At 67.1% G+C, this 21,877-nt stretch carries 21 protein-coding genes; 5 read left to right on the top strand and 16 right to left on the bottom strand.

From position 1 onward, the window contains the following. Nucleotides 1–6 precede the first annotated feature (6 nt). From CAL28_RS02880 to CAL28_RS02865, 4 genes are all read right to left on the bottom strand, one after another. Nucleotides 7–1,674: an ABC transporter ATP-binding protein gene (locus CAL28_RS02880; RefSeq protein ID WP_094839891.1), complete on the bottom strand. Its 1,668-nt coding sequence runs from the start codon at nucleotides 1,672–1,674 to the stop codon at nucleotides 7–9. Continuing rightward, a complete protein-coding gene (locus CAL28_RS02875) occupies nucleotides 1,671–2,492 on the bottom strand; it encodes an ABC transporter permease (protein ID WP_094839890.1) in 822 nt (273 codons plus the stop codon). The genes CAL28_RS02880 and CAL28_RS02875 overlap by 4 nt, the downstream gene beginning before the upstream one ends. After that, on the bottom strand, nucleotides 2,489–3,433 hold the full coding sequence (locus CAL28_RS02870; protein WP_094839889.1) for an ABC transporter permease: 945 nt from the start codon (nucleotides 3,431–3,433) through the stop codon (nucleotides 2,489–2,491). The genes CAL28_RS02875 and CAL28_RS02870 overlap by 4 nt, the downstream gene beginning before the upstream one ends. A 92-nt stretch (nucleotides 3,434–3,525) precedes the next feature. Further along, complete coding sequence (locus CAL28_RS02865; protein ID WP_094840592.1) at nucleotides 3,526–4,386, bottom strand: hydrolase; 861 nt, start codon at nucleotides 4,384–4,386, stop codon at nucleotides 3,526–3,528. Between the two features lie 298 nt (nucleotides 4,387–4,684). Here CAL28_RS02865 and CAL28_RS02860 point away from each other — a divergent pair, with 298 nt between their 5' ends. Next, nucleotides 4,685–5,581 carry a YihY/virulence factor BrkB family protein gene (locus CAL28_RS02860; RefSeq protein WP_094839888.1) on the top strand — a complete coding sequence of 299 codons (897 nt, stop codon included), beginning with the start codon at nucleotides 4,685–4,687 and terminating at the stop codon, nucleotides 5,579–5,581. A gap of 33 nt (nucleotides 5,582–5,614) precedes the next feature. Then, nucleotides 5,615–6,817, top strand: coding sequence for an FUSC family protein (locus CAL28_RS02855; RefSeq protein ID WP_094839887.1), 1,203 nt, complete (start codon nucleotides 5,615–5,617; stop codon nucleotides 6,815–6,817). A gap of 113 nt (nucleotides 6,818–6,930) precedes the next feature. Here CAL28_RS02855 and CAL28_RS02850 read toward each other — a convergent pair whose 3' ends face one another. The 10 genes from CAL28_RS02850 to CAL28_RS02805 form a co-directional block, all read right to left on the bottom strand. Further along, nucleotides 6,931–7,980: an Ldh family oxidoreductase gene (locus CAL28_RS02850; protein WP_094840591.1), complete on the bottom strand. Its 1,050-nt coding sequence runs from the start codon at nucleotides 7,978–7,980 to the stop codon at nucleotides 6,931–6,933. 8 nt (nucleotides 7,981–7,988) lie between these two features. Next, nucleotides 7,989–9,200, bottom strand: coding sequence for a D-mannonate dehydratase ManD (gene manD / locus CAL28_RS02845; protein ID WP_094839886.1), 1,212 nt, complete (start codon nucleotides 9,198–9,200; stop codon nucleotides 7,989–7,991). A gap of 71 nt (nucleotides 9,201–9,271) precedes the next feature. After that, on the bottom strand, nucleotides 9,272–10,807 hold the full coding sequence (locus CAL28_RS02840) for a UxaA family hydrolase (RefSeq protein WP_094839885.1): 1,536 nt from the start codon (nucleotides 10,805–10,807) through the stop codon (nucleotides 9,272–9,274). 105 nt (nucleotides 10,808–10,912) lie between these two features. Beyond that, the gene (locus CAL28_RS02835) at nucleotides 10,913–11,776 is read right to left on the bottom strand and encodes a fumarylacetoacetate hydrolase family protein (protein ID WP_094839884.1); all 864 of its coding nucleotides are present in this window, start codon (nucleotides 11,774–11,776) and stop codon (nucleotides 10,913–10,915) included. Nucleotides 11,777–12,209: 433 nt separating this feature from the next. Next, on the bottom strand, nucleotides 12,210–12,965 hold the full coding sequence (locus tag CAL28_RS02830; protein ID WP_094839883.1) for an SDR family oxidoreductase: 756 nt from the start codon (nucleotides 12,963–12,965) through the stop codon (nucleotides 12,210–12,212). 23 nt (nucleotides 12,966–12,988) lie between these two features. After that, complete coding sequence (locus tag CAL28_RS02825; protein WP_094839882.1) at nucleotides 12,989–14,395, bottom strand: TRAP transporter large permease; 1,407 nt, start codon at nucleotides 14,393–14,395, stop codon at nucleotides 12,989–12,991. 25 nt (nucleotides 14,396–14,420) lie between these two features. Then, nucleotides 14,421–15,023, bottom strand: a complete 603-nt coding sequence (locus CAL28_RS02820; protein WP_094839881.1) for a TRAP transporter small permease — start codon at nucleotides 15,021–15,023, stop codon at nucleotides 14,421–14,423. Between the two features lie 14 nt (nucleotides 15,024–15,037). Further along, nucleotides 15,038–16,012, bottom strand: a complete 975-nt coding sequence (locus CAL28_RS02815; RefSeq protein WP_094839880.1) for a sialic acid TRAP transporter substrate-binding protein SiaP — start codon at nucleotides 16,010–16,012, stop codon at nucleotides 15,038–15,040. 71 nt (nucleotides 16,013–16,083) lie between these two features. Continuing rightward, nucleotides 16,084–17,112: an L-idonate 5-dehydrogenase gene (locus CAL28_RS02810; protein WP_094839879.1), complete on the bottom strand. Its 1,029-nt coding sequence runs from the start codon at nucleotides 17,110–17,112 to the stop codon at nucleotides 16,084–16,086. Nucleotides 17,113–17,201: 89 nt separating this feature from the next. After that, entirely contained in the window at nucleotides 17,202–17,954 is a 753-nt protein-coding gene (locus CAL28_RS02805) for a FadR/GntR family transcriptional regulator (RefSeq protein WP_094839878.1), read from the bottom strand. A gap of 200 nt (nucleotides 17,955–18,154) precedes the next feature. Here CAL28_RS02805 and CAL28_RS02800 point away from each other — a divergent pair, with 200 nt between their 5' ends. The 3 genes from CAL28_RS02800 (at nucleotide 18,155) to pyrF (ending at nucleotide 20,793) form a co-directional block, all read left to right on the top strand. Next, the gene (locus CAL28_RS02800; RefSeq protein ID WP_094839877.1) at nucleotides 18,155–18,550 is read left to right on the top strand and encodes a diacylglycerol kinase; all 396 of its coding nucleotides are present in this window, start codon (nucleotides 18,155–18,157) and stop codon (nucleotides 18,548–18,550) included. Between the two features lie 102 nt (nucleotides 18,551–18,652). Then, the gene (locus CAL28_RS02795) at nucleotides 18,653–19,972 is read left to right on the top strand and encodes an NAD(P)/FAD-dependent oxidoreductase (protein ID WP_094839876.1); all 1,320 of its coding nucleotides are present in this window, start codon (nucleotides 18,653–18,655) and stop codon (nucleotides 19,970–19,972) included. A 2-nt stretch (nucleotides 19,973–19,974) separates the two neighbouring features. Continuing rightward, complete coding sequence (gene pyrF, locus CAL28_RS02790) at nucleotides 19,975–20,793, top strand: orotidine-5'-phosphate decarboxylase (protein ID WP_094839875.1); 819 nt, start codon at nucleotides 19,975–19,977, stop codon at nucleotides 20,791–20,793. 37 nt (nucleotides 20,794–20,830) lie between these two features. Here pyrF and CAL28_RS02785 read toward each other — a convergent pair whose 3' ends face one another. Next, nucleotides 20,831–21,370 (bottom strand): CinA family protein, encoded by a 540-nt coding sequence (locus tag CAL28_RS02785; RefSeq protein WP_094839874.1) that lies wholly within the window; start codon nucleotides 21,368–21,370, stop codon nucleotides 20,831–20,833. Continuing rightward, nucleotides 21,367–21,873, bottom strand: a complete 507-nt coding sequence (locus tag CAL28_RS02780) for a phosphatidylglycerophosphatase A family protein (RefSeq protein WP_094840590.1) — start codon at nucleotides 21,871–21,873, stop codon at nucleotides 21,367–21,369. Before CAL28_RS02780 ends, CAL28_RS02785 begins: the two co-directional genes overlap by 4 nt. Nucleotides 21,874–21,877: the final 4 nt, after the last annotated feature.

Raw genomic sequence — 21,877 nt, 5'->3', positions numbered from 1 at the left:
GGACAATCACGCCGCCGCGGTGGCCTCCGGCGTTTCGGCGAAGCGCCATTTCAGGCGCACGCCGCCGCTTTCGGTCGACACCAGCATGGGGATCGCGGCCAACAGCCGCCGCGTGTAATCCTCGCGCGGGGCGTCGAAGATCTGGTCGCGCGTGCCCTGCTCGACGATGTTGCCCTCCTGCATGACGATCACGCGGTCGGCCACCTGTTCGACCACGCCCAGATCATGGCTGATGAACAGGCAGCTGAAGCCGTGCTTGCGCTGCAGTTCGGCGAACAGATCGAGGATCTGCGCCCGCACCGTGACGTCCAGGGCCGATACGGGTTCGTCCGCGATCACGAAGGACGGGCGGCGCACGACGGCGCGGGCGATGGCGACCCGCTGGCGCTGCCCGCCGGAAAGCTCGTGCGGATAGCGGGCCCCATGCTCAGCGGACAAGCCCACCTCGTCCAGCACTTCGCGCACCCGGCGCTCCTTGTCGGCGGCGGCCAGGCCGGGTACCAGCCGTAGCGCCTCGCCCACCAGCTGGGCCACGGTCATGCGCGGATCCAGCGACGAATAAGGATCCTGGAACACCATCTGGCAATTCAGGCGGTAGTCGTTCCAGGCGGCGTGGCTGCGCGCGACGGGCTGGCCGCGGAAGAGGATCTGCCCTTCGGCCGGCGTAACCAGGCCGGCGATGGCGCGGCCCAAGGTGGTCTTGCCCGAGCCCGAGCCGCCGACCACGGCGACGACTTCGCGCGGATGCACGGCCAGCGAGATACCGTGCAGGGCGCGCTTGCTGGCCGTGCGTGAGAACATGCGCCGGCGGCCGGCGTAATCGACCACCAGTTGGCGTACCTCGACGACGGGCGCCTCGCGCGTGGGCAGGCGCGCCGGCATGCGGCGCGGCATCGCCTGGAGCAGCTTGCGGGTGTAGGGATGTCGCGGCCGGGCCAGCAGATCCGCGGTCGCGCCGCTTTCGACGACCTCGCCCTGCGACATGACGATGACGCGTTCCGTATAGCGCGCGACCATGGGCAGGTCGTGGCTGATCATGAGCACCGCGGTGCCGTGCTCGCGGGTCAGTCCCACCATCAGTTCCAGCACGTCGCGCTGCACAACCGCGTCCAGCGCGGTGGTGGGCTCGTCGGCCACCAGCAGCGCCGGCGCCAGCAGCATCACGGAGGCCAGCATCATGCGTTGGCGCATCCCGCCGGAGAACTCGTGCGGCCAGGCGGTGAGCGCGCCTTCGGGATCGCGCAGGCCCACGCGCGCCAGCATATCCAGGATGCGCTTGCGGCGCTCGCCCGCGCCCAGGTCGCGCCGATGCAGTGCCAGCCCTTCTTCCAGCTGGCGCCCTATCGTCATCGAGGGATTGAGCGAGGTCATGGGTTCCTGGAACACCATGCCGATGCGCGCCCCGCGCAGGCGTCGCAGCACCGCCGGCGTGGCGCGCGTGATATCCGTGCCTTCGACCAGAATGCGGCCGCCGACTCGCACCAGCGGTGGCGGGGTCAAGCCCAGGATGGCGCGCGCCGCCTGCGTTTTGCCACTGCCCGATTCGCCGACGATACCGACCATCTCGCCAGGGGCGATGTCGAAGGAGACGTCGCGTACGATCTCACGCCCGCCATGCCCGACGGCCAGGGTCAGGCCTTGCACGCTGACCAGGGATTGCGGGGCGCCGCTCATTGCATGCCTCGCATGCGGGGATCGAGGCGATCGCGAACGGCATCGCCCAGCAGGTTGATGCCCAGCAGCGTCAGCGCGATGCACAGGCCCGGCAGGATGGAAAGGTAAGGCGCCTGGGACAGGAAGGGCCGCGCCGCCGACAGCATATTGCCCCAGGTCGGCGCGGGCGGCGGAACGCCCAAGCCCAGGAAGGACAGCGCGCTTTCGGCCAGCACCACCCAGCCGAACATCGACGTGGCCAGCACCGTCAGGGGCGCCACGCAATTGGGCAGCACGTGGCGGCCCATGGTGTAGAGCTCGGAATTCCCCAGCACGCGCGACGCTTCGATGAATTCCTTTTCGCGCAGCGACAGTACGGTGCCGCGCACGATGCGCGCCACCGAGGGCGTGTAGGCCAGGCCGAGCGCCAGGATGATGCCGTACTTGTTGGCGCCCACCACGGCCAGCAGGCCCAGCGCCAGCAGCAAGCCGGGGAAAGCCAGCAGCGCATTGTTGAACGCCATGACGATGCGGTCCGTCCAGCCGCGCACGAAGCCGGTCAGCACGCCTACGCAGGTGCCCGCGAACAGCGCGAAGGTGACCGTCAGCAGGCTGATCCACACGCTGGCCGATGCGCCGGCCATCAGCCGCGATAGCTCGTCACGGCCGAATTCGTCGGTGCCCAGCAGAAAGGCGCCGCCCGGCGCGCGCAGCCGCGCGAGGAAGTTGATCTTGAGCGGATCGTGGGGCGTCCATGCGACGCCGACGATGGCGGCGACGACGATCGCGCCGACCAGGATGCCGCCCACCAGCGCATTGGCTGCCATGCGTTTTTTCATTCGACGGTCACCCTGGGATCGAAAATGGGATAGCACAGGTCGACGACGAGGTTGACGACCACGTAGATGACGGCCACGAACAGCAGGCAGCCCTGGATCACCGGGTAGTCGCGCCCGAAGATGGAGTCCACCAGCAGCCGGCCCAGGCCCGGTATGGTGAAGACGGTCTCCACCACGGCGATGCCGCCCAGCAGATTGCCCAGCACCAGGCCGATCAGGGTCCAGGTGGGGCCGAAGGCGTTCTTGAAGGCATGGCGCATCAGGACCGTGCGTTCGGACAGGCCCTTGGCGCGCGCATGGGTAATGTAGTCCAGGCGCAGGACCTCCAGCGTACTGGCGCGCGCCATGCGCATGATGACGCCGATCTCGTGCAGGAACAGCGTAAGCACCGGCATGGCCAGGTACAGCAGGCCCGCCCGCCAGTCGCTGGCCACCGACACGTAGCCGACGACCGGCAGCCATTGCAGCTTGACCCCGAAGAACAGCAAAAGCAGCAAACCGCCCCAGAACGTGGGTATGGACACCAGCAGCGTCGCGCCGCCGACCAGCATCACATCGGGCAAGGCGTTCTGCTTCCAGGCGGCGATCATGCCGGCCGGCACCGCCACGACGCTGGCCAGGAGGACGGCCGCCAGGACCACCTGGGCGCTGACCAGGAAGCGATCCCATACCAGGCCCAGCACCTGTTGGCCGGTGGTGATGGACACGCCGAGGTCGCCATGCAGCATATTGCGGAACCAGATGCCGAACTGCACGGGCCAGGTCTGGTCCAGCCCCAGGCGCGCGCGCAAATCCGCCAGGCTGGCGGGATCGGCCAGGTCGCCCAGCATCAACTGCGCGGGGTCCCCGGGAATCAGCCGGATCATGACGAACACCGCGACCGCGACGATCAGCAGCGTGGGCAGCGTCATGACGATACGGGTCAGCGCGAAACGCAGCATGGCTTTCGTCCTTGGCCACGGGGGCCGGTTAACGCCGGCCCGCGCGGGGACCGGGCTGCTTGACGCGGGTTCATCTTGCCGGCATCGTCCGCTTAAGACTCGCCGCGGTCCTGCCGCAGCACCTTGGCGAAGAAGTCCTGGACGATGCCGACGACTTTCAGGCCATCGTGCGGGACGTTGTCCACCACATCCATCTCCACCGCCACGCCGGCGGTCTCGAAGGATCGCCGCAAGGTGGCCAGGCGCTCGGGGCGCGTGCGGCCGGCGTCGTTGCAGCCGGGCATGTAGTACTTGCCGCCCGGCGGGTGCGTGATCTCCCAGGTTTCGAGATCGGCCTTGCCGACCACCATGTGCACCGCGACGCGCCGCAACGCGTCCAGGTCCAGGGATTTGCCGAAGCGGGCCGCCATGTCGCGCGTGCCCACCCACCAGTCCTTGTCCGCGTCCAGCAATGTGACGGAACCGGGCGCGCCGATGGACACGGCGCGCAGCCGTTCCGGATGCAGCACCGCGAACCGATTGACGAACTGGCCGCCGCCCGAATAGCCGAACAGCATGAAGCGGCTGAAATCGCAGCCGAACTTGCCGGCGACCTCGTCCACCATATCCAGCAGCACGTCGTCGTAGCGGATGTCGCCTTCGCGCAAATGCTTGAAGCCGTCGCGGTTGCCGTCGCCCAGCACGCCGGCCGGGAACAGCGGGCACAGGACCACGCAATCGTTCCAGCGGGCGAATTCCGCGAAGGCATCGCGGTACTCGACGAAGGCGCGACCCGTGCCGTGCACGATGACGACCAGTTGCATCGGCCGCCGCGCCTGCCCGATGTGCGGCGGGACGTAGGTGCAGTAGGAGAACCGGGGGTCGCTGCGCGACGCGTAGATGATGCCGGGGCCGAGGTCGTACAGGGCCCGCGCCAGGCTGGCGCTGTCGGCGGTGGAAGAGTCTTGGGGCATGGAGCGCTCGATGGAAAAGAAGCGTCGTACGGCGCGGCGCGTGCCGCACGACATGCTGCCTAAATTGGCGCCAATATTATGGACACTGGTGGATGCCGACAAGACGGGTAATCCCCTAGCGCGCCGGCGCGCGGGGCGCCATTGGCGCCGCCACGGCGCAACTGGTAAGGTCGGGGTGCCCCGTCGGCCGCCCGATCCGGGTAGAGCGCGGGAACAACGATTGCTGGTCTTCGGCCCACGCGGGGGCATGCGTGGCCGGTACCAGGGCTTTTCAACGTTGAAGATGGCGAGTTCGCTTATGTCCTATCTATCGCGTCTACGCACCACGCCTTCGGTGCTGGTACGCCTGATCGTCGCATCCGGCCAGCAGTGGTCGGAGCACCGCGCGTCAAGCAAGGGCGCGGCCCTGGCGCTTTACACGATTTTTTCGTTGGCGCCCATGTTGATCCTGGTGATCGCGGTGGCCGGCGCGTTCTTCGGCGAACAGGCCGTGCGCTCCGAACTGGTCGGCCAGCTGCGCGACCTGATGGGCGATCGCGGCGCGGAGGTGATCCAGATCGTACTGGCCAGCGCGCACGAATCGGGCAGCGGCCTGGTCGCGACGGTCATGTCCATCGGCGTACTCATATTCAGCGCCACCACCGCCTTCGCGGAGTTGAAGCAAAGCCTGGACGAACTATGGGAAGTGCGGGGCCAGGGGCGCAGCGGCGTGCACGGCATGGTGCGCAGCCGCCTGCTGTCTTTCGGACTGGTGCTGGTGCTGGCCCTGTTCCTGCTGATATCGCTAACCGTGAATGCCGCCCTGAGCGCGGCGCACGACTACTACGGCGAACTGTGGACCAACTCCGCGTTCGCGATGGTGGCCGAGGTACTGTCCGGCGTGTTTTCCTTCGCGGTGGTCGCCGCGCTGTTCGCGGTCATCTACAAGCTGCTGCCCAATGCGGTGATCCCCTGGAAGCACGTCGTGCCGGGCGCGATCGTCACGGCCGCGCTGTTCCTGCTGGGGAAATGGGGTATCGGCCTGTACCTGGGCCGTGGCGCCGTGGCCTCGGCCTATGGCGCGGCCGGCTCGGTGGTGGCGCTGCTGCTGTGGATTTATTATTCCGCCCAGATTTTCTTCTTCGGCGCGGTCTTCACGCGCCAATACGCGCTATACATGAGCCGCGAGGAGAAAACCGAACAGCCCGCGCCCTAGCCCGGGCGCACCTCCCGCTGGAGCCACCGATCGATGGATACGGAACCGCCCGCCGCCGCGCCGCGCCGTTCAATGCTGTCTTATGCCGTTTTCCATTTGCTGGAGCCGCTGCGCCGCATGGCCGTGGCCGTGCGCACCCTGGGTTCGCCTTACCAGCGCTATCGCCACGCCCGCGCGCTGCATGGCATACGGGTAGCGCTGGCGCTGCTGGCAACGCTGGCGCTGTCGCGCGGCCTGGACCTGCCGCACAGCGTATGGGCCAGCGTTTCGCTGTTGACCGTCATCGGCGGCATCCAGCATCAGGGCAACATCCGCAGAAAGGCGATGGAGCGCGGGATGGGCACCCTGCTGGGCGCCGCCGCCGGCCTGCTGCTGATCCTGCTCGACCAGTACGGCGGATCGCCGGCGGCGACCATCGGTGCCATGTCGTTGATCGCCGGCCTGTGCGCCTACTATGCGATCGGAAGCGGCGGTTATATCGCCCTGTTGACCGCCATCACGATGATGATCGTTGCCGGCGAGGGCGACGATTCCATGACCATGGGCTTGTGGCGAACCCTGCAGGTGTGTATCGGTATCGCCGTCGCGCTGGTCTTTTCGTTCGCGCTGCCGCTGAACGGCAGCTACGCATGGCGCTATGAACTGGCGTTGAACCTGCGCCGCATGCAGCGCGTGATCCGCCGGCTGCAAACCGACAAACCGCTGACGCCTGAAGCCCGCAGCGCCGTGTTCGCCGACCTGGGCAAGCGCTCGATCGCGCTGCGTGGCCTGATGCCATCGGCCGCCAAGGAAATGCGGCTGTCGTCGGCGCGGATGGAAGAGATCCAGCATCATCAACGCGCCATCATGGCCTCGCTGGAGGTGATATCCAGCGCGCGGCTGCAAGAGCCGCGCGAAGTGCAGTTGGCCCTGGCGCGCGCATTCCGCGGCGATATCGGGCAGGAGATGCGGATGGGATTGCTGGCCATCGCACGGGCGCTGCGCGCCGGCGATACGTCGGTGCTGGATACGGTCCCCGCCCGGCGGACGCCCGCCGTGGCCAACGCACCGGCCACCAGCACGGGCGCGGACGATCCCGCCGATGGCGGGACGGCGGGCCATGCCGGGGAGCAGGCCGCGCCGGTCGCGGTCCTGCCGCCGGCCATGCAGGGACCGGATTGGGTCATGCGCGAAACGGCGGCGCAGATCGACCAACTGCGCCGCGCGCTGTTGGTCCTGCCGCGCCAGCGCAACTAGTCCGCCCGCGTTGCCGTGCCCCGCCCGTCACGAATGGGCCAGGTGGCGATGCCCATATCCGGCGCCTGCCCATGCCGGACGTAGCGATACGACCCTGCCAGGCGGGTCGGACCCTACCGCGTATCCCGCGCCGCCGGCAGGGGCACGCGCAGGCGCTCGCTCCAGGCGCTCATCTCGCTCCACAAGCCCGGTTCGATCGGGATGCCCTGCGCCGCGCGGTGCACGGCGGCGTCCAGTTCAGGATCGCCCGGCATGCGCGGCTGGCCGGGCTGTTCGGCCAGCTCGCGCGCCATATGCTCGATGGTGGCGGCCAGCGTCGCGCCGCCGGGAAAGCGCGCGGGATCGATGACGATGAAGAAGGCGCCCAGGCGGCGCGGCAACTCCAGCTTTTCATACATCGGCGAGATATGCGGACCGTGGGGATTTCCGTTCAAGGGACCGCACAGCAATTCGATCATCAGCGCCAGGGCGTAGCCCTTATGCCCGTACGACGGTCCGCCCAGGGGACGCAGGGCGCGCGCGGCGTGGGGATCGCGGGCGTCCAGGCCCTGCTCGTCCAGCGCCACGCCTTCGGGCAGCTCCGCGTCCTCGCGGCGCGCGTTCATGACGCGATTCCAGGGAATGGAGGTCGTGGCCATGTCCAGGCAGACGGGCTCGCCCCCCGCGCGTGGAAAGGCGATGGAGATGGGATTCGTGCCGAGGAAAGGCACGTGGCCGCCGAACGGCGCGGCGATCGAATCGGAATGCGTGAAGCCGATGCCTATCATGCCGGCACGCGCGGGCTCGCGCGTGTACAGTCCGATGGCGCCGCAATGCGAGGAGTCGGATACGCCTACCGCGCCCACGCCGCATTCCGCCGCGATCTCCATGGCCAGCCGATTGGCCCGGTACGACACGACAATGCCCAGCCCCTGTCCGCCCTGCACCTGGGCGGTCGCCGGCCCGCTGCGGCTGACGACAATGGCCGGGCGCGCCAGGATGGACCCGTGCGCCAGGCGGTTCAGGTAATGCGGCAGGCGCGCGATGCCGTGGGAATCGATGCCCCACAGGCTGGTCTGCACCAGGCTGCGCGCGACCAGCCGCGCATCGTCGTCGGTCACGTCGTGCGCGCGCAGGCAGGCCGTGCCCCATTCGATAAGCGCGTCGGCATTGCAATGGCGCATGGAGCGTCCTACCAGTTCCATAATGTTCCGTCGTGAGCAAGCCGGTTCACCGGCAGATAGGCGCGCTGGTAGGGATACTTGCCCGCCAGCTTTTCGTCGATGTCCACGCCATGCCCCGGCACGTCGCCGGGCACCATCATGCCATCCTCGAAACGATAGGCGTGCGGGAACACGGCATCCGTTTCTTCGGTGTGGCGCATGTATTCCTGCACGCCGAAGTTCGGTATCGCGATATCGAAGTGCAACGCCGCCCCCATGCAGACCGGCGACAGATCCGTGGCGCCGTGGCAGCCGGTACGCACCTGGTACAGCGCGGCCAGATCGGCGATGCGCCGCAAATGCGTGATGCCGCCGGCGTGCACCACCGTGGCACGGATATAGTCGATCAACTGGTTCTGGATCAGGTCCTTGCAGTCCCACACCGTGTTGAAGATCTCGCCGACGGCCAGCGGCGTGACGGTATGCTGGCGGATCAGGCGGAAGGCCTCCTGGTTCTCGGCCGGCGTCGGGTCCTCGATCCAGAACAGCCGATAGGGCTCCAGGGATTTGCCCAGCCGCGCCGCTTCGATCGGCGTCAGGCGATGGTGAACGTCGTGCAGCAGGTGCACATCCCAACCGGCGGCATCGCGGATCTTCTCGAACAGCCTGGGCGTGTGGTCCAGGTATTTTTCCGTGGACCAGTCGTGCTCCGAGGGCAGCGAGGCGTCCGCGGGCTCGTAGAACATGCGGCCGCGGCCCACGCCGTAGACCGATTGCAGGCCAGGCACGCCGCTTTGGGCGCGGATGGCCCGGTAACCCATGTCGCGATAGCGCAGCACTTCGTCGGCGGTTTCTTCGATGTCGCGGCCGTTGGCATGGCCATAGACCATCACGCCCTCGCGGCTCTTGCCGCCCAGCAGCTGGTACAGGGGCAGGTTGGCGGCCTTGGCCTTGATGTCCCACAACGCGGTGTCGACCGCGGCGATGGCCGTCATGGTGACGGGCCCCTTCCGCCAGTAGGCGCCGCGGTACAGGAACTGCCAGATGTCTTCGATCTGGTGGGCATCGCGCCCGATCAGGCAGGGAATGACGTGATCGGTCAGATAGCTGGCGACGGACAATTCGCGGCCGTTCAGGGTGGCATCGCCGATGCCGGTCAGCCCCGCATCGGTTTCGATCTTCAGCGTCACGAAATTGCGGCCTGGGCTGCAAACGATGACGCGGGCGGATGTGATTTTCATGAAACGGATTCCAGGTATGGCGCGCGCGGCCCTCCCCCGGGCGCGCGCGAAGGACGGGCCTTTGCCCGGCGCTACATCACCGCGCCCAGTTGCCACGGGACGAATTCGTTCTGCCCGTAGCCATGCGCCTCGCTCTTGGTGATGCGGCCGGAGGCGGTGGCCAGCATCAGCCTGAAGATCCGTTCCCCCATTTCCTCCACGGTGGCGCGGCCTTCCACGATGGCACCGCAATCGATATCGATGTCGTCTTCCTGGCGTTCCCACAAGGCCGTGTTGGTGGACAGCTTCAGCGATGGCGCGGGTGCGCAGCCGTAGGCCGAGCCCCGGCCGGTGGTGAAGCAGATCAGGTTGGCCCCGCCGGCCACCTGCCCGGTCGCCGACACCGGGTCGTAGCCCGGCGTATCCATGAAGACCAGACCCCGCGCGGTAACGGGTTCGGCGTATTCATAGACGTCGACCAGGTTGGTGGTACCGCTCTTGGCGATGGCGCCCAGCGATTTTTCCAGGATGGTCGTCAGGCCGCCGGCCTTGTTGCCGGCCGACGGGTTGTTGTCCATCTCGGCATCGTTGCGGCGGCAGTAGTCTTCCCACCAGCGCAGGCGCGCCAGCAGCTTGTCCGCCACGGCGGGCGATACGGCGCGGCGGGTAAGCAGGTGCTCGCCGCCATAGATCTCGGGCGTTTCGGACAGGATGGCCGTACCGCCGTGCCGCACGAGCAGGTCGACGGCGGCGCCCAGCGCCGGATTGGCGCTGATGCCGGAATAACCGTCGGAGCCGCCGCATTGCAGGCCCACCGTGATGTGGCTGGCGGGAACCGGCGTGCGCCGGACCCGGTTGGCCTCTTCCAGCATCCATTCCACCAGTTCGATGCCCCGGGCAACGGTCTTGCGCGTGCCGCCGGTGTCCTGGATGTTGAAGGTCTGCAGCTGCCGGCTTTCATGCAGTCCTTCCTGCTCCATCAGCCCGCCGATCTGGTTGGTTTCGCAGCCCAGCCCCACCATCATCAGGCCGGCGAAATTGGGATGGCGCGCATAGCCGCCCAGCGTACGGCGCAGGACCTTCAAGGGCTCGCCCTCGCTGCTGGTGGCACAGCCCGCGCCGTGGGTCAGCGCGACCACGCCGTCGACGTTGGGGTAATCGGCCAGGGCGCCGGGGTTGATATCGCGGCGGAAGTGATCGGCGATGGCGCGCGCCACGGTGGCCGAACAGTTCACGGAAGTCAGCACGCCGATGTAGTTGCGCGTCGCCACGCGGCCATCGGCCCGGACGATGCCCTCGAACGTGGCGGGCGTATCGACATACGGCGTGGCATGGGCATCGCGGCCGACGGCGTAGTCGCGCTGGAAATCGCTGAATTCCAGGTTATGGGTATGGACGTGCTGCCCGGCCGCGATGTCGTTGCGGGCGATGCCGATGATCTGGTTGTAGCGGCGCACCGGAGAACCGGCGGGGATATCGCGCACGGCGATCTTGTGGCCCGGCGGCACCAGGCCGACGACCGTCACGCCTTCGGCCGGCAGGCGGGTGCCGCCCAGCAGCTGGCGCCGCGCGATCACGACGTTGTCGGCCGCGTGGATGCGGATGACCGGGTTATCGATGGCGTTCAAGGTCTAGTCTCCTCTCGATGCGGCCCCTTCCGCGCGGAGGGGCGCGCCATGCGGACGCACGTCAAGGCCTGGCAGCCGGCGCGCGACGGCCAGGGCCTGCCGCCGCTAGCCGTCGATCAGCTCCGGATTCCAGGCATGGACGGGTTGCCGCTGTTCACCCAGGCCGTCGACCCCCAGGCGCATCGTATCGCCGTCCTTCAGGTACACGGGCGGCTTCATGCCCAGGCCGACGCCAGGCGGCGTGCCGGTGGTGATGAGGTCGCCCGGATACAGCGTCATGAAGCGGCTGACATAGCTGACCACCTGCGCGACATTGAAGATCATCGTGCGGGTATTGCCGGTCTGCATGCGCTTGCCATTGACGTCCAGCCACATGCCCAGGTTCTGCGGGTCGGCGATCTCGTCGGCGGTCACCAGCCAGGGGCCGACCGGCCCGAAGGTGTCGCAGCCCTTGCCCTTGTCCCAGGTGCCGCCGCGCTCGATCTGGTATTCGCGCTCCGACACATCGTTGACGATGCAGTAGCCGGCCACGTGCTTGAGCGCGTCGCCTTCGCTGACATAGCGGGCCCGCGCGCCGATGACCACGCCCAGCTCGACTTCCCAGTCCGTTTTGACGGAGCCCTGGGGCAGGACGACCGGGTCGTTGCAACCGACGACGCAGCTGGTCGGCTTCATGAAGACGACCGGCTCCGCCGGAATCGGCAGGCCCGATTCCGCCGCATGGTCGGCGTAGTTCAGCCCGATGCAGACAAACTTGCCCATGCCACGCCACGGCGGCGCGATACGCCCGGGTTCAGCCACCACCGGCAGACTGGCCGGATCGACCTTGGCCAGCGGCGCCAGCCCCTGCGGCGTCAGCAAATCCGCGGTGATATCCGACACCACGCCGGACAAATCACGAACCTTCCCGTCGCGGTCCAGCATGGCCGGTTTCTCGGCGCCCTTGGCCCCGTATCGCATCAGCTTCATCGTATTTCCTCGTACATGAATTCAACGTTCCAGCAATCTAACCCACCCGCGACACGCCAAGCCGCCCATCAGCCAACGCCGCCCCAAAAAAACCGGTTCCCCACCGGGAACGCCGAGGATCCGATCCCCCCGGTCCCCCAGCGCCGCCCTTAAGGAGGGAAGCGCGCAGCGCTTCGAAAGTGAGACTATCCACCACACCACCCCGCAAAAAACAGATGCTCCCCAGCGAGGACGCCGAGGATCCGGCTCCGCCGGTCCTCCAGCGTCGCCCCCTGGGGGGAAGCGCGCAGCGCTTCGGGGGGGACCCTATCCACCCCCCCACCCCAAAAAAAACAGGTGCCCCCAAGCGGGGACGCCGAGGATCCGGCTCCGCCGGTCCTCCAGCGTCGCCCCCCTGGGGGGGAAGCGCGCAGCGCTTCGGGGGGGGACTCCATCAATTCGACCATCCACCGTCGATGACCTGTGTCGTGCCGGTTGTGAACGCGGACTCGTCGCTGGCCAGATAGACGGCCAGCGCGGCGATTTCCTCGGCGCGGCCCAGGCGGCCCATGGGCTGGCGCGCGACGAACGATGCTTCGACGTCCTGGGGCGACTGGCCGTTCTGGCGCGCCTGCGCGGCGATGCGCTCGCGCAGCGACGGGGACTCTACCGTACCGGGACAGATGGCGTTGCAGCGGATGCCCTTGCCGACGAAATCCAGGGCGACGGATTTGGTCATGCCGACCACGGCGGCCTTGGTGGTGCTGTAGATGAAGCGGTTGGGGACGGCCTTGATGCTGCCCGCCACCGAAGCCATGTTGATGATGGAGCCGCCGCCCTTGGCCAGCATGCCGGGCAGGAAGCCCTGGATCAGGCGCATCATCGCGCGCACATTCAGCTCGACGGCGAAGGTCAGGTCGTCGTCCGTGGCATCGAGAATGCCGCCGGCATGGACATAGCCCGCTCCGTTGAACAGGATGTCGACGCTGCCGGCGTCGGCCACCGCCCGCTTGACCGCCTGCGCGTCGGTCACGTCCAGCTCCAGGACGGTGCAGTTGGGCAACTCCGCCAGCGCGCTCAGTCCCGTGGGATTGATGTCGGCGGCGATCACGCGCGCGCCTTCGCGCAGGAAGGCTTCCGCCGTCGCCCTGCCTATGCCCTGTCCCGCCGCCGTCACGAACGCCGACTTACCCGCCAATCGCTGACCCATTTTGCTACTGCCTCCGATGTCTATCAATTCCCCATGCCCAATGCATGCGGCAACCACAACGTTATTTCAGGCACGTAGGTAATCGCGATCAGCGCCAGGAACAGCGGCACCAGCCATGGCAGGATCGCCATGGTGGTGCGCTCCACCGACAGCCGGGCGACGCGCGCCAGGACGAACAGCACCATGCCCAGCGGCGGGTGCAGCAGGCCGATCATCAGGTTCAAGGTCATGATCAGGCCGAAGTGAATCGGATCGATGCCCAGCTTCAGCACGATCGGCAGCAGGATGGGCACCAGGATCGTGATGGCCGCGATGGTGTCGATGAAGCAACCCACCACCAGGATCAGCACGTTCGCCAGCATCAGGAAGACCCACTTATTGTGCGTCAGGCTGAGGATGGCGTCGGTCAGCGCCTGCGCTGCCTGCGTGGTCGTCAGCAGCCAGGCGAATACCGACGCCGCCGTCACGATGAACAGCACGGACGCCGTGGTTTCGATGGTCTCGAACGTGGCCTTGGCCAGCAGGCGCAAGGTCATGCTGCGATAGCGCACCAGCCCCAGGAACAGGGCCCACACGACGGCGGCGACCGCCGCTTCGGTGGGCGTGAACCAGCCCAGCGTCATGCCGCCGATCAGGATGACCGGCGCCATCAGCGCCATGACGGCGGAAAAATTGAAGCGCCAGTCCAGCCCCAGCAGCACCGCGAAGGCGATGATCGCGGCCCAGTTCGTCGAAACGCCCATCCGCGTCATCGCCCAGATGGAAAACGGAAAGGCCAGGACGATCAACACTTCCAGCGTCGCCGTGCCGAGGCGGCGCAGGTCGAAGCCGACGTCGTTGCCCCAGCCGTTCTTGCGGGCGAAGTAGGCGACGGTAAGCATCATCAGTATCGTCAGCACCGCGCCCGGCACGATGCCCGCCAGGAACAGCGACCCGATCGAGACGTTGGCCATCATGCCGTAGATCACGAACGGCAGCGATGGCGGGATGATGGGACCGAGCGTGGCCGACGCCGCCGTCACGCCCACGGCGAATTCCGTCTTATAGCCGTGGTCCTTCATGGCCTTGATCTCGATGGTGCCCAGGCCCGCGGCGTCCGCGATGGCGGTGCCCGACATGCCGGCGAAGACCACGGACCCGATGATATTCACGTGCCCCAGGCCGCCCCGCATCCAGCCGACCAGTGCCACCGCGAAGTTATAGATGCGGCCCGTGATGCCGGCGATGTTCATCAGGTTGCCGGCCAGGATGAAGAAGGGCACGGCCAGCAGGGGGAAGGACTCCACCCCGGCGATCATGCGCTGCGCCACGACGACGTCGGGGACGTCGCCCGACACCAACAGGTAAAGCAGCGACGCGCCCGCCATGGAAACCGCCACGGGTACGCCGATGATCATCATCAACAGGAAGGTACAGATCAATATCCACATGCCCAGCCCCTTGTCGTGTCCGGTGTCAGTCGAGCGTGTCGTATGCTTCCGGCCGTTCCAGGTTGGAATAGCCCTGGCGCCAGTTCACCACGGTGACCTGCGCCGACCGCGCGGCCATCAGCACGAAGCCGAACAGCGCGAGCCAGTACACATAGGATTTGTTCCATTCGATGGTGGTCATCGGCTCGTCGCCGACGAGCTGGATGTAGCGCAACACGAGCCACGAGACATAGGCGAAGAACGCGGTGCGCGCCACGTCGATCAGCGTGGACAGCACCCGCCCCGCCGGGCGGGGCAGGTAGCGGTACAGCAGGTCGACCTGGATGTGCCGGCAGGTGCGCACGCACATCGCCGAGCCGATGAACACGACCCCGATCAAGGCGTAGGTGGCCAGTTCCTCGGTCCATGCGAAGGAATCGTTCAGCACGTAGCGCGTGAAGAACTGCAGGAACACCAGCAGCGCCATGATCCAGAACAGTCCCAGGCAGAGCCAGTCCTCGAAGGTATGGCCGGACAGGTCGGCCTGCTGGTGATCGGCTTCCTCGAAGCTGGAGACGATGGACTCGACGGACGACGCGTGCTGCGCCGACGATACGTGGACAGGGGAAACGTGTGCATCGGTGGCCATGGGCGCCTCCTCCGTTACTTCACGGCCTGGATCTTTTCCCAGTCGGCTTTTTCATAGCCGTACTGCTTGAAGGGCACCTTCTCCAGTACCGTTTTGCGGAAATCCGCGACGTCGACGGTGTCGACCTCTATCCCTTTCTTCTTGAATTCATCGACCAGTTCATTCTCGCGGGCGATGATTTTCTGGGACGCGCGTTCGGCGGCCTGCTGCGCGACTTCCGAGAATATCTTGCGGTCCTCCGGCGACAGTTTCTTCCACAGCTGGCCCGAGATGATGGTGTTCAGGTGATCGACGATGTGCGCGGTCAGGGCGATGTACTTTTGGACTTCGTAGAACTTCTTCGCCTCGATGGTGGTGAGCGGGTTCTCCTGCGCTTCCACCGTGCCGTTCTGCAGCGCCAGGTAGACCTCCGCGAAGGCGATCGGCGATGTGTTGGCGCCGCAGGCGCGCGGCATCGCGAGGTAGGCCGGCACGTCCGGCACGCGCATCTTCAGGCCCTGCATGTCGGAGCACTTCTGGATACGGCGGTTGGAAGTGGTCTGCCGCGTGCCGTAGTAGGTGGTGGCGACGATATGGTTGCCGCTCTTTTTCTCGTAGCCGGCCACCAGCTCTTTGTAGATGTCGCTCTTGGTGTAGGCCAGCAGGTGTTGCGGGTCGCGGAAGGTATAGGGGTAATAGGTGACGCCGATGCGCGGGAAGGTCTTGGCCGCGAAGCTGGAGCCGGAGATGATGATGTCCACGGTGCCCAGCGTCAGGCCCTGGTTGATGTCGTTTTCCTTGCCCAGCTGGGACGCCGGATAGACATCGATGTGATAGCGGCCGTTGGTGCGCTTTTCGATTTCCTGGGCCGCCCAGACCGATTCGGTATGGAAAGGTTCCGATGTCTCGTAGACGTGCGCCCACTTGAGCTTGGTCTGCGCCATCGCGCCCGCCGATACGGCGAACGCCAGGGCGGCGAACAGTAGTCTGACTGCCTGGCCTTGCTTCATGTCGTGTCTCCTCTCTCTTTTTTCAGGACATCGATGCGCTCTGCGGCGCCGCCTGTCGGGTCAATGGAACGTCAATCGCATACGAGTTGCACCTTGGTACTGCGGGTCTTGTCGGCCGCCAGCTCGAAGGCCGCGACGGCCTGGTCCAGCGGCAATTGCGCGCTCATCAGGGGCCGGACGTCCACCTTGCGCGCGCGCAGGTAGGCGACCGCCCAGTCGAACTCCGGGCCGGCGCGGAACGCGCCGACGTAATCCAGCTCGCGCGCCATGATGCTGTTGGCGGGAAAATGCAGGCCTTCGCCGGGCAAGGTGCCGACCTGGACGATGCGGCCGCCGCGCCGCGTGGCCGCCAGGCAGGTCGCCAGCGCCGCCGGGCTGCCGGCGGCCTCGATGGAGATATCGGCGACGTCCGCCAGCTCGCGCGCGTCCACGGCATCGCTGCGCACGGTTTCGTCGGCGCCCACCGTACGGGCCATTTCCAGCGGCCGGTCGGCGATATCGCACACGACGATGCGGGCGGCGCCGGCCAGGCGGGCCGCGATCACCGTCATGCAACCGATGGTGCCGCCGCCGGTGACCAGGACGGTACGGCCCATCATTTCGCCGGCGCGGCGCACGCCGTGCAGCCCGATGGACAGCGGTTCGGCGCAGGCCAGTTCGCCCAGCGAGATGTCTTCCGGCACGGGCGTCAGCTGCCGCTCGCCCATGACAAAGCGCTCGCGGAACATGCCCTGCACGTGCGGATACACGCTGGCGCTGCCCAGGAAGCGCATATTGCTGCACAGGTTGTCGCGGCCGGCGCGGCAATAGTCGCAGCGCCCGCAGGGATGCGACGGGTTGATGGCCACTTTCATTCCGGGTGCCACGCGCGTGACGGCGTCGCCGACGCGGGTGACGATGCCGGAGGCCTCATGGCCGGGAATCAGCGGCTCGCGGATGACGAAGGCACCGACCCGCCCATGCAGGAAGTAATGCAGGTCCGACCCGCAGATGCCCGCGGCACCCAGGCGCAGCTCGACATCGTGCGGCGCCAGCGGCGTGGGGTCGTCGGGCTCCAGGCGCAGATCGCGGGCGCCATGTATGCGGCAGGCCAGGCTCATGGCGCATCCCCGCACGGCATGCTTTTCGATACGCCGCCCGGTTCGGTTATGGGGCTGTCGATCATCGTCTCCTCCTGGCACCGGTCCGCTTATGTCGTCCGGTGCATCGTCCTGGATGGGGGCCTGCGCCGACCCGTCGCCGCCGCATCGGCGGGCGACCAATGCGCGGTAAAGCGATCGTGCGACCTGGCCATGTGGTCCCGCATGGCGGCGCGCGCCGCGCCTGCGTCGCCCGCCTCGATGGCATCGACCACGCGTTCATGCTCGGCGATGGCCGCTTCCCAGCTATCCGCGTTTTCGAAATGACTGCCCAGCTGCACCGCCAGCGGGTTGTGACGTTCGTCGTACAGCTCGCCCACGAGGCGCAGCAGCACCGAGTTTTCCGCGGCCGCGGCGATGCGCACGTGGAACAAGCGGTCGCCGCGCGCCGGAATGTTGCCCGATGCGGCCTCCTCGCGCATGACATCCAGGGCCTCGCGCAAGCCGTCGATATCCGCGCCCTTCATGACCTGCGCGGCCTGCGCCGCCAGCTCGCCTTCGATCAACTGCCGCGCCAGGATGGTATCCAGCGGGCTTTCGGCCACGACGCTACCGCTGTTCGCGCCATCGCCGCGCGGCCGTACATAAATGCCCGAACCCATGCGCACTTCGACCAGGCCTTCGACCTCCAGCGCGATCAGGGCCTCGCGCACGGAAGGACGGGATACGCCCATCTTCAAGGCAAGGTCGCGTTCCGGCGGCAGGCGCGTGCCGACGGGAAACTCTCCCCGCTCGATCAAGGCGCGCAGTTGGTCGGCGATCTGGCGGTACAGGCGGCGCGGTTCGATGGCTTGAAAGGGCATGCGGAAGATCGGTCAAGTGGCCTTACCAATTGACCGCATACTGCGCGCCGCGCCCCCGTGAAACAATTAGGGTTTCTGCTTATCATTGCGGCGGGCCGCGCCACGGCCCATACGCGCTACCGTCCGGTTTCGGGACGCGGCCCATCCCGGCCGCCGTGTCGCCGGATCCTCCTCTTTTCCGCTGCTCCAGCCTATCCGCCATGACGCCTACACCGCAGCACTCGCCCTATAAAAGTACCGGCGGCGTGCGCCGCATCTTCAACGCGCTGCGCTATTCGATGCAGGGCTTCCGGGCCGCCATCCGCTACGAAGCGGCGTTCCGCCAGGAACTGGTGCTGGCCATCCTGATGATCCCGGCCGCTTTCTGGCTGGGCCGGTCCGTCCTGGAAGTGTTCATTCTGATCATGTCGGTGACCATGGTGCTGGTGACGGAGCTACTGAATTCCGCCATCGAGGCGCTGGCCGATGCCTTATCGGTGGAAATGCATCCCTTGCTGGGCCGCGCGAAGGATCTGGGCAGCGCCGCCGTCCTTCTCTGCCTGATTTTCACCGTCGCCATCTGGGTCGCCGTGGCGGTCGGCCGCTTCTTGTTGTAGGCCCGGCGGGCCCCGCGCCGATTCGCCGCGCACCGACGAAATTCGCACCGAAACGCGGCAAATCGCGCGTCAATCCGCGCGCGCGCCGCTATACTGCGCGGCATGCCGCCGCCCACCTCGCCCAATCATCCCCACCGCGTCGTCATCGTGGGGGGCGGTGCCGGCGGTCTTGAACTCGCGGCCCGGCTGGGCCGCGCCTACGGGCCGGGCCATGTCACGCTGGTCGACGAACGGCCCTTCCACATCTGGAAACCGTCTCTGCATGAGGCGGCGGCGGGTACGCTGGATATTCACCAGGAAGGCCTGTCCTACCTGATGCTGGCGCACCTGAGCGGATTTTCCTTCGTGCTGGGACGTGTACGCGACATCGACCGCGCGCATCGCACCGCCAATGTGCAGTGCGTGGTTGACCAGGCCGGCGAACCGGTCCTGCCGGAACGCGCGCTTCCCTACGACACGCTGGTGCTGGCCGTCGGCAGCATCGCCAATTTCTATGGCACCCCTGGCGCGGCGCAATACGCGATCACGCTGGATACCACCGATAACGCGGAACAATTCCGGCTGACACTGCTCAAGGCCATGATCCAGGTGGACCAGGCCAAGGTGCACGACGCGACCGCGCGGCTGAACATCGTCATCGTTGGCGGCGGCGCCACCGGCGTCGAACTGGCGGTGGAGCTGCTCGAGGCCGGCCATGTCGTCAGCGCCTATGGACTGCCCAGCTTCCGTCCGGACCGCGACCTGAGCGTGACGCTGATCGAGGGCGCGCCGCGCATTCTGTCGCCGCTGCCGGAGCGGCTGGCGCGCGCGGCCCATGCCAGGCTGGCCGAACTGGGCATCAAGGTTCAGACCGGCCGCCGCGTCGCTGAAGTCATGCCGCATGGCGTCAGGACCGACGACGGTACCGTGTACGACGCCCATATCTGCCTGTGGGCCGCGGGCATCCAGGGCCCGGCTTTCCTGGGCGAATTGGGCCTGCCGGTGAACCGCATCGGGCAACTGGAAGTCAACGAACGGCTGGAGACCCCGGATCCGCTGATCCTGGCCCTGGGCGATTGCGCCGCGGCGCCATGGCCGGGCCACGGCACCGTGCCCGCGCGCGCCCAGGCAGCGCACCAGCAGGCCTCTTATCTGGCGCGCAAGATCGGCGCGCGCATCCAGCGCCAGCCCGAACCCGCCGCGGGCTATGTCTACAAGGACTATGGATCCCTGGTGTCGCTGGGCCAGGGCGCGGGCGTGGGCAGCCTGATGGGCAAGCTGGCGGGCCGCGGGCTGTTCGTAAGCGGTACACTGGCACGCTTCATGTACATGAGCCTGCATCTGATGCACCATCGCGCCCTGCTGGGCATTTGGCGCACGGTCAGCCTGGCCCTGGGACGCGTGCTGCTGCGGCGCACGCGGCCCCGCGTAAAACTCCACTGACGATGAATTTCAAAGAAAAACTCGACGCCGCCTGGGACGTCTCCGGTTCGCTGCTGACCGTGGGCCTGGACCCGGACGTCAAACGGCTGCCCCACGAACTGGACGGCCAGCCGGATGCGATCTTCCGCTTCTGCCGCGACATCGTCGATGCCACCGCGCCCTACGCATGCAGCTTCAAGCCGCAGATCGCGTATTTCGCGGCCGCCCGCGCCGAAGACCAACTGGAAGCCCTGTGCGAGCACATCCGCACCCAGCATCCCGACCGCACGATCATCCTGGATGCCAAGCGCGGCGACATCGGCTCGACCGCCGAACAGTACGCCCGCGAGGCCTTCGAACGCTACAAGGCGGATTGCGTCACGGTCAGTCCCTACATGGGCCTGGATTCGATCGAGCCCTATCTGCGCTGGACCGATCGCGGCGTGTTCATCCTGTGCCGCACCTCCAACCCCGGCGGGTCCGACCTGCAGTTCGTGCGGACGGAATCCGGCGAACCGCTTTACCTGCATGTCGCGGGGCTGGTCGCGGACAAATGGAATAGCCAGGGGCAGTGCGGCCTGGTGGTCGGCGCCACGTATCCGGCCGAACTCGCGGCCGTGCGCAAACGCGTGGGGGATAGCGTACCGCTGCTGATTCCCGGCATCGGCGCCCAGGGCGGCGACGTGACGGCCACGGTGGCAAACGCGCGCAATGCGCGCGGCACCGGCATGCTGATCAGCTCGTCGCGCGCCATTCTTTACGCGTCGAGCGGCAAGGATTGGCGACAGGCCGCGGCCGAGGCGGCGAAGGACCTGCGCGACGCGATCAACGCGGTGCGCTAGCACCGGCGTTCGCGACGCGCGGGCGCAGCCAGCCCGGTCAGACCAGGGTCGGGTCGGATTGCGCGGTTTTCGCGCCTATCGTTTCCAACAAGGTCAGCAGGGCAAAAGCGACTGCCTGCTGGCGTACCTGCGCACGGTCCCCGGTGAACACGTGGGTCGCGGCGCGGGTGGTGATGCCGCTGCCCGCGCGCACGGCGAACCCGAAGCACACCATGCCCACCGGTTTGCCCGGGGTGCCGCCTTCCGGCCCGGCGATGCCGGTGGTGGAGACCGCCACATGGGAAACGAGCGATTCCAGCAATACGCCGTTGGCCATTTCCTGCGCGACGGGTTCGCTGACGGCGCCGTATAGATTCAGCGTGTCCGGCGAGACCTGCAGATCCACCACCTTGGCCTCGTTGCTGTACGTCACGAAGCCGCGATCGAACCAGGCGCTGGAACCCGCGATGGCGGTGACCGCGCCCGCCAGCAAGCCGCCGGTGCAGGATTCCGCCGTACCCATCATCCAGTTGCGGCGCTGCAATTCCTTGCCCAGCACGCCGGCCAGGTTGATTATGTGGCTGTCAAACGTCGTCATTGAAAAGCTCCCATGCGCACCGCGATTGCCATGACCAGCAGCGCGTAACCCGCCGCCAGCAGATCGTCCCACATCACACCGATACCGTTCTTCATGCGCGCATCAAAATAGCGAATGGGCGGCGGCTTGACGATGTCGAACGTCCGGAACAGGACGAAGGCGCAAGCCTGCGACAACCATCCGCCCGGCACCAGCCACAGGACCAGCCAGAAGGCGGCCATCTCGTCCCACACCATGCCGACATGATCGGGCTGGCCCAGCTCCTGGCCCGCGCGATGACAAGCCCAGCACCCGTATACCAGGGCCAAAGCAATTAACAGGCCCAGGGCCGCATCGCCGAGCCAGTGCGCGGCAGGCAGCCATATCAGCCACGCCAGCACGGTGCCCCAGGTACCGGATGCCGGCCGGATCAGGCCGGACCCCAGGCCGAACGCGATGAAGCGGCTGGGCTTGGCGGCGATCCACGAAAAGGCGGGAAAGGCCACGCGGGCGCGGGCCCGCATGGAA

It is taken from the genome of Bordetella genomosp. 11 (assembly GCF_002261215.1).
GTDB lineage: Bacteria > Pseudomonadota > Gammaproteobacteria > Burkholderiales > Burkholderiaceae_B > Bordetella_C.
Note: the sequence above shows the minus strand (reverse complement) of the source record. Positions and strands in the feature narration are given on the sequence as shown.